Annotated in this window: 13 protein-coding genes and 1 pseudogene; 10 read left to right on the forward strand and 4 right to left on the reverse strand. The window is 44.4% G+C overall.

The features are described from left to right. Nucleotides 1-423 precede the first annotated feature (423 nt). The 8 genes and pseudogenes from NDI48_09805 to NDI48_09840 all read left to right on the forward strand — a co-directional run bounded on the left by NDI48_09805 (nt 424) and on the right by NDI48_09840 (nt 5,735). Nucleotides 424-552: pseudogene (locus NDI48_09805) on the forward strand (acyltransferase). A 185-nt stretch (nt 553-737) separates the two neighbouring features. Then, nucleotides 738-1,514: a class I SAM-dependent methyltransferase gene (locus tag NDI48_09810; GenBank protein MEP0831503.1), complete on the forward strand. Its 777-nt coding sequence runs from the start codon at nt 738-740 to the stop codon at nt 1,512-1,514. A gap of 88 nt (nt 1,515-1,602) precedes the next feature. After that, complete coding sequence (locus NDI48_09815) at nt 1,603-1,938, forward strand: cupin domain-containing protein (GenBank protein MEP0831504.1); 336 nt, start codon at nt 1,603-1,605, stop codon at nt 1,936-1,938. Between the two features lie 47 nt (nt 1,939-1,985). Beyond that, entirely contained in the window at nt 1,986-2,471 is a 486-nt protein-coding gene (locus tag NDI48_09820) for a hypothetical protein (protein MEP0831505.1), read from the forward strand. Nucleotides 2,472-2,797: 326 nt separating this feature from the next. Beyond that, the gene (locus NDI48_09825) at nt 2,798-3,643 is read left to right on the forward strand and encodes a plastoquinol terminal oxidase (protein MEP0831506.1); all 846 of its coding nucleotides are present in this window, start codon (nt 2,798-2,800) and stop codon (nt 3,641-3,643) included. A 29-nt stretch (nt 3,644-3,672) separates the two neighbouring features. Next, a complete protein-coding gene (locus NDI48_09830) occupies nt 3,673-4,521 on the forward strand; it encodes a YwiC-like family protein (protein MEP0831507.1) in 849 nt (282 codons plus the stop codon). A gap of 45 nt (nt 4,522-4,566) precedes the next feature. Further along, nucleotides 4,567-5,085 carry a hypothetical protein gene (locus NDI48_09835; protein MEP0831508.1) on the forward strand — a complete coding sequence of 173 codons (519 nt, stop codon included), beginning with the start codon at nt 4,567-4,569 and terminating at the stop codon, nt 5,083-5,085. A gap of 92 nt (nt 5,086-5,177) precedes the next feature. Continuing rightward, nucleotides 5,178-5,735 carry a hypothetical protein gene (locus NDI48_09840; protein MEP0831509.1) on the forward strand — a complete coding sequence of 186 codons (558 nt, stop codon included), beginning with the start codon at nt 5,178-5,180 and terminating at the stop codon, nt 5,733-5,735. A 61-nt stretch (nt 5,736-5,796) separates the two neighbouring features. On the opposite strand, the gene NDI48_09845 is transcribed toward NDI48_09840, so the two are convergent. Next, nucleotides 5,797-6,939 (reverse strand): serine/threonine protein kinase, encoded by a 1,143-nt coding sequence (locus tag NDI48_09845; GenBank protein MEP0831510.1) that lies wholly within the window; start codon nt 6,937-6,939, stop codon nt 5,797-5,799. A gap of 296 nt (nt 6,940-7,235) precedes the next feature. Here NDI48_09845 and NDI48_09850 point away from each other — a divergent pair, with 296 nt between their 5' ends. Together NDI48_09850 and NDI48_09855 are read left to right on the forward strand one after the other, a co-directional pair. Beyond that, nucleotides 7,236-7,766 (forward strand): cysteine hydrolase, encoded by a 531-nt coding sequence (locus tag NDI48_09850; protein MEP0831511.1) that lies wholly within the window; start codon nt 7,236-7,238, stop codon nt 7,764-7,766. Between the two features lie 1,124 nt (nt 7,767-8,890). Continuing rightward, complete coding sequence (locus tag NDI48_09855; GenBank protein ID MEP0831512.1) at nt 8,891-9,082, forward strand: DUF2949 domain-containing protein; 192 nt, start codon at nt 8,891-8,893, stop codon at nt 9,080-9,082. 5 nt (nt 9,083-9,087) lie between these two features. Here the strand turns inward: NDI48_09855 and NDI48_09860 are convergent, their stop codons facing one another. From NDI48_09860 to NDI48_09870, 3 genes are all read right to left on the reverse strand, one after another. After that, complete coding sequence (locus NDI48_09860) at nt 9,088-10,827, reverse strand: ATP-binding protein (protein ID MEP0831513.1); 1,740 nt, start codon at nt 10,825-10,827, stop codon at nt 9,088-9,090. A gap of 715 nt (nt 10,828-11,542) precedes the next feature. After that, the gene (locus NDI48_09865; GenBank protein ID MEP0831514.1) at nt 11,543-12,247 is read right to left on the reverse strand and encodes a Crp/Fnr family transcriptional regulator; all 705 of its coding nucleotides are present in this window, start codon (nt 12,245-12,247) and stop codon (nt 11,543-11,545) included. Nucleotides 12,248-12,321: 74 nt separating this feature from the next. Continuing rightward, nucleotides 12,322-13,329, reverse strand: a complete 1,008-nt coding sequence (locus tag NDI48_09870) for a GAF domain-containing protein (GenBank protein ID MEP0831515.1) — start codon at nt 13,327-13,329, stop codon at nt 12,322-12,324. Nucleotides 13,330-13,432: the final 103 nt, after the last annotated feature.

The raw sequence follows: 13,432 nt of genomic DNA on the forward strand, positions 1-13,432 counted from the left end.
CGGAGTATTTTCGCCAAAATCGGTAATTCCGTCTTCATTGATCGCGGCGTTGCTTTTGCTGGTACTTCTAATATTGAACTTGGAGATTCTGTTGTTATTTCCCCTAACGTTAATATTAATGCAGCAGGCGAGAACAATAGGATTAGTATTGGCTATCGGGTGGGTCTCCTGAAGGGTGTTAATATCGTAGGTTTGGAAAACACAACAGTTGAGATTGGCGACCGTACATTCATTAACGTTGATGTATGGATCAATGGCCCCGGTCATATCAAAATCGGGGAAGACTGTCTGCTGGCACCGCGTGTATCCCTGATTGCTGTTAATCACATCTTTTCTGACCTCAAGCGACCCATCAATATCCAAGGGCATACGGCAAAGGGAATTACGATTGAGGATGATTGCTGGCTCGGATTTGGGGTGACGGTAGTAGATGGAGTTACGGTTGGTAAGGGCAGTGTTATTGGAGCCGGAGCCGTCGTTACTAAAGATATCCCCCCCTATTCAATCGCGGTTGGTGTACCGGCCAAGGTAGTCGGCAAACGAGGGGAGTGACATCCTCTGGCACCGTCTCAAAGATTACGGTGTAGGCTTCCCAACCGTGCTACGCATCGCTGCGCTAACACGATTGGGCTTGCCTGGTTATTCCCCAAATTAGACCCCAACTATGAGCTAGCTCAAGGACTTCATCAAACACTTCAAGGAATATAAGGGTAGAGACGATTCAGGAGGTCGCACCAATGACCAACGCTACCCTTAACTTCAAAACAGCACCCGCTCATCAAGTTTTAGCAGCGGCTGGTAAGAAGATTTTACGACCCGGTGGACGTGCTGCTACAGAACAGTTGTTTGAGTGGGCGAATTTCCAACCTGGAGAAACAGTACTGGAGCTAGCTTCCAGTTTTGGTTACAGTGCGATCGCATTGGCAAAACGGTTTGGCGTCCGTGTGGTTGGCGTTGAAAAAAATCTCGATAGTGTGGCACGCGCACGAGACAATATCCGTGCGGCTGGGGTAGAAGGACAGGTAAACATCATCGAAGGCGATATCTTTCACCTGGAAACGATTCCCGGACAGTTTGACTATGTATTTGCAGAAGCCATTCTGTCCATGCAATCTCCTGTGGGTAAAGCCAAAATTTTGCAGGGTATTCATCACAAACTCAAACCAGGGGGTAAGTTTCTTTCTCATGAATTGTTCATTCGCAACCATGAGCAAGAAGTTCATCGCACGCTGTCTCAGGTTATTCGGATGAATGTCACGCCTCTCTCGCTAGAGAACTGGAGTAAAACCTGTGAAACGGCTGGACTAAATGTGCAGCAGCATCAAACTGGAGCGATGGGATTATTGAATCCTGTGCAAATGCTGCGGGATGAAGGTGTTGTTGATACGGCTCGAATTGTATGGAATGTACTGACGAAAGCGCCTATTCGCGATCGCGTTCTACAAATGCGTCACGTCTTCAAGCACCATCAACAAGACTTGGGTTATATCTCGCTGTGCGCGATTGCTGATTAACAGTAATGCATGGAACTCACAGTTTTATATCTTGTTAATCACCACAAACAAGATTTTGTCACATCTACCTTAAAGAGGTATATTCATCATGACTTCTACAAGTCAAGCCAATTCATCTTGTTATTTTCCACTCCAGGAACGAATTGAATATCCGGCAGATGGAGTGCTGAGTAAAGTTTTATTCAAGGACAAAAATTGCCAATACACTCTGTTTTGTTTAGCCGCTGACACGAGTATTTCTGAACACACCTCAACTCGTAATGCTGTTATCAACGTCATCGAAGGCCGGGGAACTCTGACTCTAGAAGGACAAGAGATTCCACTAGAACCGGGTCTTTTCGTTGTCATGAAAGCTCACGCCCCTCATGCTTTAAAAGCTGAGCAAAACTTAGCCTTTCTCCTAACGCTATCTGAAAGCCACTAACAAACTTCACAACGTTAAGTCAATCTCATCAATTTAGGTTCCTGTCAATGCTGTACATTTTTTTTCAACACCTTGGACTATCCACCGCTGAGTTAGAAACGTTATTATCACTCAGTTTGCAGGAGTCTCTGACCTTACCTGCCGTGCAGGAATTATTAGGGAGTTTAGACACCCAACTCCTGCAAGCAACCTTACCGACAGCAGGAAGTGTTTTGGCTGAACGATTACCTCCTTTTTATGACTGGCTGAAAAATGAGTTAGGCGTCAAGCGAGTTCCTGATAGCCCAGACCATACAACAAAGTGGGTGATTGGTTTTCTCCACCATAAAGAAAGCTTGACTCGCTTAGTTGAACTGCATCGCCGCGTACCTCGTCCCGCTTTAGAACGATCAATTCCTCGCTTAGTCGCAGCGTTTGATGGGGTTGAACAGGAGAAGGTACGGAAGGAATGGCAAAAAGCGATCGCAGCCCTTTGCCTAGTCCTCGTTGTTGCAGCTCGCGCTGAAGAGCGGTCTCTCCAAGCGGTAATGTAAAACTATCAAGACTGACAACTTTGCCAACCCCCAAATTGTTTTGGGGGTTTTTGTACTTATAACTACAAACGGAGTTAACAGTAGTCCTTTCTTCAGATAGAAGTGGCAGTCTAATAGAAATAGTTATTTTGTTAATAAAGTGCTATTTTATCGATTGGCTTGGCTTGCAAGCTGTTTGCGCCAGTCTGTTTTAGCACGAATTACTCGCAGTAGTGCTTGTGCCATCGCTCTCCTGTCTCAATCTAAGTATGAGCTAGCTCATAGCAGGAATTAAGACTATTTTTCAAAATAAGGGTAGCAAAGGTACAGATAATCAATCTGTTACCATGACTACTTGCAACATGGCACCACGACAAGAGAAGCTTGCCAAAATCTACCTGAAAGCAAATCCTGTCGAAATTTCTCAAGAGACAGAGGAGAACCTAGAAATGATTCGACTGCTTGTAAACTTTTTAGTGTTAATTTTGAATATTTTTTATCACGATCGCATTTATCCCCGGTTCTTTGTTCTAGAAACCGTAGCGCGGGTTCCCTACTTTGCTTATACTTCAGTTCTTCATCTCTATGAAACAATGGGTTGGTGGCGTAAAGCTGACTGGATAAGGATTCACTTTGCCGAAGCTTGGAACGAGCTACACCACTTGCTGATTAGTGAGGAAATGGGTGGTAATCAATTCTGGATTGACCGCTTTGTTGCTCGTACCGGAGCCTTTGTCTACTACTGGATTATTGTGTTGGTGTACATGGTCGCACCACGCTCTGCTTATCGCTTCATGCAACTGGTCGAAGAACATGCCTACCATACCTATGACACCTATCTTCAAGAGCATGGGGATGAACTGAAAACGCAACCAGCACCACAAGTCGCCATTCAATATTACTGCTGCGGCGACCTCTATCTGTTTGATGAATTCCAGACGAGCCGCCCACCAGAGGAGCGTCGTCCGAAGATTGATAACCTCTATGATGTGTTTGTTGCCATCCGCGATGATGAAATGGAACATGTTAAAACAATGATTGCTTGCCAAAGAAACGATGCTCAATCGACCTTCAAGAGTCCTCACAGCCCTGATCGTGTAGCTCTGTCTGAAAGCACTAAAGTGGCAATTGAGGCCCATACCGATGACTTCAAGCAAGAGGCTGTTGAGCAAGAGCTAGTAAAAATGCCGTAACCCTGGAAATAGTGGAGAATGTTGAGACAATGACTCAGCCAGCCATCAATGCAGTAACCGAAAATCTTTCATCTGCTAGAAGTCTTACTCAACCCAAATCTCTGGCGTGGTATAGACCGACCCTTTCTCACGAACATGGGGTTTATGTAGTGTTGTTGGTATCTTTCCTGACTGGAGCCGCATTAGCGCAAGCTTGGAAACTGGCAACTACATTGGCTTTGGTGTGTGCGTTCTTTGGCTTTCAGGCTGAGCATCCCATTGTCGTTCAAATCAAGCAACGGCGGAGTCTCAAGCCTCGTTTTTTAGTGTGGGGTGGCTTGTACTCGGCTGTGTCACTTGCGATCGCATTTTGGCTCTATCTCAGTTTCCCGATACTTTTGTGGCTCTACTTAGGAGCAGTTACAGCACTGGTTGTCGATGCGGTTTCCGTTCTCCACCGCGAACAAAAATCCATTTTCAATGAGTTCATTACCTTTGCAGCGGTTTGCCTTTGCGCTCCTCTCGCCTACGCGGCTACCACTGGCACCATTTCAGCTACGGCAATGGGGTTGTGGGTACTCAACACGCTCTACTTTTCCAGCACCATTTTTACCGTCAAGTTGCGTAAGCCGAAAAGGAGTTCCATCGTTCCGGGAGTGGTTTATCATGCGATCGCAATTTTCATTATTACCCCTCTCTATTACTTTGGTTGGCTACCTTTAATCGCGGCTTTGGCATTTGGATTAGCGCTGCTTAAATTTGGCCTTATTGCCTGGAATCAGGAGTGGTATCGCACTGCAAAAATTCAATGGGTAGCGATGCTCGAAACGGGAACGGCTTTCTGTTTCCTCACCCTTGTTGCTCTTTCAATTCTGCCAGCTCACTTAACCACATTTTAGGCTCATTATTCAGCATATCAGCGCCTATCTGTGAAGGTAGCCTTTATGACTCAGGAACTAATCGGCCTAAGAGCTAACATTGTAGAAGGACACTATGCAGATGCTTTGGCGATCGTGGATGAGCTAGAGGGGATGAGTCAACAAGCAATCCTCCGTAATATCGAATCGTTTCTGGTCACAATGCTGACTCACTTGATTCAAAATCAAGTAGAGGCGTGTTTAACTAATTTCTGGGCAGTTTTAATTTCAGATTCTCTTCAGCAAATTCAAAAATTAAATTTCAAAGAGAATAAAACGTCTTACTACATCAAGCAAGATGAATGGAAGCCTTTTCTAGAAGAGGCAATTGAGGTAGCACTTCGTCCGGCAAGTATAGAAGCTATGGATCGTTTCTATCACCCCTGCCAACTTGCAGCGTCGGTAGATAGAACAGAGATAATTATGACGGCTCAGAGATTGCTCGATTTAACGTATGAACATTCGGCAAAGATGTTACCAGCAATCATTGATGAGAATTTAGTTCAGCTACCAGGTGGGGAAGAGTGGAAAGAGGGTAGGCGATGAAAGTAATTTTATGGGTAGTACACACTGTACTTAGCTATGCTAAACGAATGATACTGGAGAAATGAAAAGGGATAGAAATGTTTAGGATTTTCATGAATACTAATCCTATTTTTGAATTTGAAGAAATTGTTAACATGATTGTGGGAGTATACACGGATGCCACCATCGGCTTCGATATATACCAATCTAAGTTAGGACAGATAAGTGAAAATAGCTCTCCTGATGCCAAGGTTTTCTTTGGAAGTGGTAACCCAAATGATCCAGCAACTGAAGTTGATCATGTAGCTGTTATTACTGAAGTAGTATCCCGAAATATGGAAACTGGAAGTAATTTTCGATTTATCGGAAATATGTGCTTAATTTCCATTTATCAATATTGGGAGGATGATTATCGAAAAAAAATAGCAGAGTTATTTCACAAGAAAAAAAATGATCTTACGGAACCTATAATGGGTGATATTAAAGAACTCCGGAACTTGATTATTCACCACAAGGCGATTGCCTTACCAAAGGTGAAAAAATGTATTTTATTAAAATGGTATCAGGAGGGCGATGAAATATTTATCAACAAGGAGCAGTTTAAAGAAATAATCAAGCATATACGTGCTTATATTAATAAGCTAAAGTCCGAGTATAAAAATCTAAAATAAAGTAGGAGAGTATGAACACTGCTCACTAAAGTATTAAAGCTGTACACAAGACCTGGTTTCTCTAATCAAGTTTCCGTAATGACCATTTGTATAAACGCTTTTTATATGTTCCTGTACCAGACAAGTATTTGCCATCCGGTGATAAGGTGCCTGGATTGTCGCAAGGTATCCAGTATCCTGAAATAACTCTTAACTGTCTTATTATTACTTTATGGGTTTTAGGATCGAGATTGCCATCAATAGCAACTTTAGCTATATTCCACCAATTTGTGCAAATCAAAGTGCCCTTAAATGAAATATTAGATTGGTAAGTAATACAGAGAGTAGCGTTGAGACTACTAAACTTACCCGACCAAGTTCCAACGATTTGCAGTGGAGAAGACCTATTATCATTATCAATCTCAAGTAATGCCAACCAGTCGTGTATTGTCTGAGGGCGATTCTCTGGCTTGATCTCCATCCCCTTAAGAATCGCCTGATTTACCTTATCGCTGATATTTGGATTAATCTCTTTTGGCTCCAAAAACAACGGATTAATAGTCCTGAGTGGAGCAAGCGTTGGGACTTCTCCAGTGAGCAGTGAATATAGTGTCGCGGCGAAAGCATCAACATCCATGTAAGCGCCTCGTTTTGCTCGTTTGTCGTACTGCTCAATCGGTGCGAAGCCATCGGACAAAATTTGAGTATGGGTCTGAGTTAAATTCGGCGTAAACTCACGGGCAATGCCAAAATCAATTAACACTGCCTCCGATTTATCAGAGCGCAACATGATGTTTTGTGGCTTTACATCTCGGTGCAATAAACCGTTATTATGAACAACTGCTAGCGCCTCACCAATCTGTTGAATGTAGCGTAATGCTTCAGCTTCCTGTAAAGCTCCCTTGCTCTCAATTCGACTGGCTAAATCTTCCCCATCAATATATTCCATTACCATGCACCATAGCTGCCCCTCTTGGATAACTTCATCAATTCTTACAATATGGGGATGAGAGCATCTGGCTAACTTTAGCGCTTCATTCAGAAAATCTTGCTGAAATTTGGCAAAGTCAGAGCGGCGTTGCACATTGTCATTCAGGGTTTTGATCACAACTTTTCGCCCATTATTATCTCTGGCGCGATAGGTAATACCAAAGCCACCTTCACCTAGTTCTTGCTCAATCGTGTACTTACCACCCTGCAACTTCTGTCCTGATGCCCAAGCCATAGCTCATGAATGTGAGACACTTGCCTTGATTGTGGCACAGCTTCAAAGAGGCATCAGATGGCTTCACTGAGATGAGCAATTTCGCTGCCAGATGCGATCGCACTTCCCCTCTTCAGCAACGAAAAGAGAGATCGCAGGATGCTCATGTAGGAGTAGAGAGTTAAGGCGATAATCTGAGATCGCCTAGATCCTGAAAGATTATGCCTTGAGACGGGTAGAAGTTACAGCTTAAAGCTTTGATGATGAAACTATCCACTCCTGACCCTACCCACTGCTTCCTCAGAGCTTATATATAAATGTCTCAACCTTTATTAATTGTCGATGTGCAGATCGGTTTCATCAACTCATTTACACATCATATCCCCCAACGAATTGTCAGTTTAATTGAACGCGATCGCTATTCACCGCTTTTGTTTACTCGATTTGTGAACGCACCCGATGGCCCCTATGATCGCTTCCTCGACTGGCATAGTTGCAACACTAAGCCAGAAACCGACGTTGTCCCGGAACTCCAACCTTTTGCTCAAAAGGAGTTCATCTTTGCCAAGCAGGGACTGTGCGGGATGCCGGATGAGTTAACCGACTACCTCCGTCAGCAGCGTATTGAACGGCTCTCTATCGTCGGCATTGATACCGATATGTGCGTTCTGAAAATTGCCATGGATTTGTTCGACATCGGCATTGAACCCCTTGTTTTCACAGATTGCTGTGCTAGTACAGCAGGGTTACAGGCGCACTTTGCCGGGTTGGCGGTACTCAGCCGGAATATTGGTGCGATGCGACTACGCGATGCTGGACTCAGTGGGGGTTCTCTGGCTGCACCTTAGAAGAAAGTGCGATCAAGATGGGAGGCTAGTGAACAAGTCGTTTGTGAACAAGTCGTTTGTCAAGCAAGCCCAATCTAGAGAGGGTATCCATAAGACGGATACCCTCTATGATGAAGACGAATTAGAAGTTGAAGATTCCGTAATAAGCACTAGCAGCTAGAAGCACAATGAGTAAAACTCCGATTGAAGTGCTGACTATATATTGAACAGCGGGTTTTTTAACAGGATTAGAGTTACTCTGGTTTGCAGGGGTTGATTTTTCAGTGTTCATGGCATTTTCATCTCATGTGTATTTCTATTAACTGTTTTATTCAAGAATTTACTCAGCCTCCTCTTCCTGGAGTTATAAAGCCTAAATTCCGTTTTTCCTGGAAATGCTGAAGAGTGACCTAATCAGGAATTCACGAGTACAGCCCGGCGGAAATAAAGCTACCCTTCCAAATCACTGAAATGCTTACACTATAAGCATTTTGGATCTGAAATTTGAATTTGGGATTCCGCAAAGCGGTACTAGAGCCAAAGCTGCCAGCGAGCATCTTCTATCTTAAGGCATCTTATTTCCTCCTACTGGGTTATGATCTATTGCTCATAAATGCCTTAACTTTAGATAGAAGTTGAAACAGATAGTTTTTTTTTATTTTTGGTTAGAACAGGTTGAGATTCCTCATCGACTGAATGCACTTAGAGTTCATTGAGGTGCCAAGATGGAGTACAGTGAATACCTCACTTTCTGCGTTATGGTTCTAGCGTTATTGGGCTGGGCACTTTCGGAGTGTTTGCTCTTTTTGAGTTAATATTAATCAAGCTTTCCGGACTTTCTGGCTTTTTCACCCAATCGGGTGAACTCATCAGGTGAAGCCTTATTCTTGATCACAACCTACGATAACCCTCATACCCACGATTGTTTCGATTTTATAGACGTGAGGTATGTTATGACAAAGATTTGGTAAAGTAACCGGAGCAGTCTATAACATTCAGTAGTTGTGTCTAGCAGCGCGATTGCATAACCGAGAAATTCTTCTCGTTGAGCCAACGCTCAGTGATTGAGAATTTCCAGGATAGGTGATTCGCCTGTCAACTTTCAGGACTAGGATGCTCAAAATTTTTGTTTCACGCTCAAGTTAATGAAGTCTACACGGTTCCACAGTTTAATTGGTTTTTTGCAAGATGAGTTGGCGATTCCGTCGGCTTCTATTGATCTAGCCGTGCGCCATCATCCCGATACCGCCAATGTCTTGCCGATGATTCTTTGGCAATACGGATTGGTGACGTTGGAGCAGTTAGATAGAATTTTTGAGTGGTTAGAAACCGCTTAGCAGCTTTAATGTATGCTTCGCTCCACGCCGACTTCGTTTTGACCACTAGAGGTAGTGAGTGGGAGTGTCACAGTAAATGTTGTTCCCACGTCCATTTGACTGTTGACGGTAATAGAGCCACCATGTAAGTCAACAGCATTTTTGACAACTACTAAACCTAGCCCTGTTCCAGGAAACTTACCGGCATTGTTAGCGCGATGGAATGCTTCAAATAGCCGGGGCTGGTCTTCCTCTGGAATCCCAATACCGTGATCTTGAATCTGAAATTCTAGATGGTTGTCGAGGCAGGTGAGAATAAACTCAATGGTACTACCAGCCGGGGAATACTTGATAGCATTCGAGAGTAAGTTACTAAAAATATGTAGCAAGAGTTTTTCATCCAGATCCACGGAAGTACAAAGACTTAAGTCCGCGTAATTCTGGGATTTACAGCCTGAACCTTGAGACGTAAAGATGATCGTGTGTTGACTACCCGTGGAGAGTTGTAACTCTTCCACCAAATCGTGACAGAACTCAATCACATTCATCGGAGCCGGGTTAAACTCTAATTTCCCAGCTTCAGCTTTACCCACTAGTAAGACATCATCCAACATGTGAGTCATGTGTTTGACGCGGGAGTAAATCCGCTCAAAGTGAACTTGTTTTTTCTGGTCACTCCACTTGTCGCTGTAACACTCCAGTAATTCCGCTGACCCCAAGATGGCAGTCAGAGGAGTGCGAAATTCATGGGATGCCGTAGAAATAAAACGAGATTTGAGTTCATTGAGTTCCTTCTCTTTTCTGAGAGTCTCACGCAGCTCGTCTTCTACCTGTTTACGTTCTGTAATATTACGTATAATCGCCACGACTTCATTCCCTTCACACACCGCTAACCGCGCTTCCCAATAAGATGTGTGTCCTTGCCAAGACCACTGATACTCCAAAACTTGTAGTTCACCCGTTTGTTGAGCTTGTTCCATACCATCCACAAAGGGTTGAGCGATGGAACTGGGCAGAACTTCCTCTACTTTTTTGCCCAGGAAGTCAGCCTCACACAGGAACAACTGACTCTCTTTTGGCGCTTGGTAGTTCACCAACACACCATCTCGATTGATGCGAAACATCAAGTCGGGAATGGCATTTAACAGGGCACGATTGGTGGCAACACTGCTGAGCAGTGCTTTTTGTGTACATTCCTGCTTAACCACGGTCTGCTCTAACTTAGCGAGATTAAGGCGTAGCTCTAGCTGGCTGATCACTTGCCGCCCCAAAGCTTGAAGAGCGGTGATCTGCTGGCTGGTTAACTGGCGTGGAACCCGGTCAATCACACAAAGCGTGCCCAGGGGGAAGTGATCCGGCGTAACGAGGGGAACTCCTGAATAAAACCGAATGTTTGGGTCACGTACAACTAGCGGATTGGAAGCAAAGCGCTCATCCTCTAAAGCATCGGGCACAATCAGTGGCTCCGAAGGCGAGAGAATTGCATGAGAGCAGAAAGCCATGTCTCTAGGTGTTTCTGTGGCTTCCAGCCCTACTTTTGACTTAAACCACTGCCGTTTTTCATCAATTAAACTGACTAAGGCGATGGGTGTGTCACAAATCGAGGCGGCTAGCACGGTCAGATCGTCAAATGCTTGTTCCGGTAATGTATCCAGGACTTGATAGCGCTGGAGTGCCTGAAGCCGTTGAATCTCATTTTCAGGGTATGGCGCGGGCTGGGCTTTTGGTGTGGGAAGCGCCTGCAATCCGGGGGTAGGTGTTCTCATGTTTTCCTGTCGCCGGGAGAACTGGAAAAACGAAGACAAGGAGTTGTTCAGCGCTTGCTGTGTATGGCGGAGAGCTTTAGGAATAATACTCAAAATTTTGCTATCTATCCTTAATTCGAGGGGGATTTGAGAGTAGATGCGGTGCTATCTCAACTTCATAGTTGAACCCAAGGAACCGAGGAGTGAAGCTCTAGTTCTTTCTTAATGAAAGGTCAAAAAAAATATATTCTGCAACCGTATATTTACGGAGGGGGCTTGGTATTGAACTCACCGAGGTGTTTGTTTGGCTCTCTCGTGCGTTGGTGACATCGCCTCTGATAGCGTCGGTTCAGTAATCCCAAAAGGCCGATTTTTCTTAGGGGTAGTGCCTTAGGGAACAGCCCTAAAACTTTTGATGGGCAAGCATAACCGAAGATGAGCCTGAGGAGATTGCCCCTACCATTAATGAATCGATGCTGTCGCTAACGTATTAACGGGGTGATGAGTTAGTTTTCGCGCTAACGTTGGAGAAAAGATTTGCGTTCACCCGAGAGACTGAATACAAACTCTGTCTAGCCTAAATATCAATTACCAAAAAAAATGCCCTCTCGTTCCCATCGAAGCGAGAGGGTTTCAGTGTCCAAAGGCTTATATTTAAAGAGTAAAGAATAAGTGTGAAGAATTTGTGAAAATTTCAAACGAGATGGCTTTTGAATGGTTTTGATGCGCGGAATGCTCACAAAGAACTGTCACTACCAGAGGCAATGGCGGCTAAAGCTTCTGAGTCTAACACCATAATCTTACCCCCACGACTGTACGTGACAACTGACTGAATCGTCTTAAATAACCGCACGCACTCTTCATAGGTAATCCCGATACTGCGGGCAATTTGATAGTAGGAAAGTTTGATGTTCAAGCGCTGACCCTCAGGAGTGATTTCGGTTCCAGAGTGAGAAGCAAAATACTGAATGAACTGTGCCAATCGCACGATCGCTCGCTCGGAGACTAATCCATGAACAGTATCATGCAGCAGTTGGAGTCGCTGATTGAATACACTCAACATTCGCAAAGCGATCTCAGGCGTTTGGCGAATAGCCTCTACTAAGCCATCACGTTCAATCGTGAGAATGTGGCAATTTGTCTCGGCGGTGACAGCGGCGGGAGCGATACCATTGCCAAAAATAGCGGGTGCTGCAAAAATTTCTCCAGCGAATAAGGTGCGGAGAATGGTTTCCTTGCCAGTGGGCGCTGTCTTCGTGACACGCAAAGAACCCTGGAGCAGACTGTACAGTTTTGAGGAAAGGCGATCGCCTTCTTGCATGAGGATTTCCCCTCGCTGGTATTGCTGAACTTGGCTAAAGGGTTGTAATCGTTCTAACTCTGAAGGTTCTAAATCCCGAAAAACCAGAATTTGAGAGAGTTCCTCGACGGTTGCTTGCAAGGTTATCTTAAAATGTTGCAGGTTGGAGGTTAAATGTGGAAATCAAAATTTCATACTTCATACTTTAGCCTTGATTATTTAACTAAGGTTGATTCAGCCTCTCCTAAAGCTCCAATAATGACGAACTTGCCGTACAATTTAGTTCGGGTGCCGCAAATTTTTAGATCAATCTGTCTGCCATCTTTTCGTTGCCCTTGAAATCGACATAAAAGGCGTTGAAGTTGTCCCTGGAGACATTGATTAATTTGCGTAGCAATAAAATCACGATTATTGGGGGTAACGAGGTTGAGTACTGAATCCAACGAGATGAGTTCCCCAAAGGTATACCCAAAAATTTCAGCAAACCGATGGTTAACGTAGAGAAAATTTCCATCCCCAAACATGATAAAAATGCCGAGCTTCGATAATTCATCTTCAGTGGTTATCTCTTCTTCAAGGAGATGTAATTCTTTATGCTGTAATTCTGAGTCAGACTGTCGGAATTTACTATAGAGTTCGGCATTTTCCAGAATTATAGCCATTTGCTGAGCGGTTATCTGCATCAAACGTGCGGAATCGGGAGTAAAGTGTCCTGGCTGTGAGTGCATGAGCGTGAGAACACCAAGTAATAGCTTACCCTTGAGGATTGGAACACACAGGGCAGAGCGAACTTGGTAAGGCTGATTGTGTAGTGTGATCCACCGCTCATCGTTCAAGGTGTCGGCGATTAATCCAACTTGGCGGTGTCGAACAACCCAGCCGGCTAACCCTTTGTTTAAAACTTCGCCAATCAGTCGTTGTTTTTGTGCTCGGATGGTAGCACCGCGAGCTAGGATACTCTCCGTGACAATACCAGACTCATCGAGTAAAAATAGACTCCCTTCTTCAGCGCTAGTGATGCGACGAGCAATGCTCAGAGTTTGTTGCAATAAACCCCTTAACATCAATGTTCCATTTGATGTTTGCAGCATGGTTACTAAGCTCCTCAGGAGTTCCTGCTGAGCATCAAACGCGGTTTTTACGCTTTTAAGGTGGGCAACTTCTCGGCGTAGTTCAGTTATTTCTTGAATGAGTGGGTTTTGTGTTGGGCTGCGATCGCTCATCTTTCCCTCGTTAGTAAAATGCACCTTAGCTGAAAGCTGGTAATGATGGTTCAGGAGGCTTTGTCGAACAGGCAGGACGCCTGTCGCGTAGGGTATCTCAATG

The organism is Microcoleus sp. AS-A8 (assembly GCA_039962225.1).
GTDB lineage: Bacteria > Cyanobacteriota > Cyanobacteriia > Cyanobacteriales > Coleofasciculaceae > Allocoleopsis.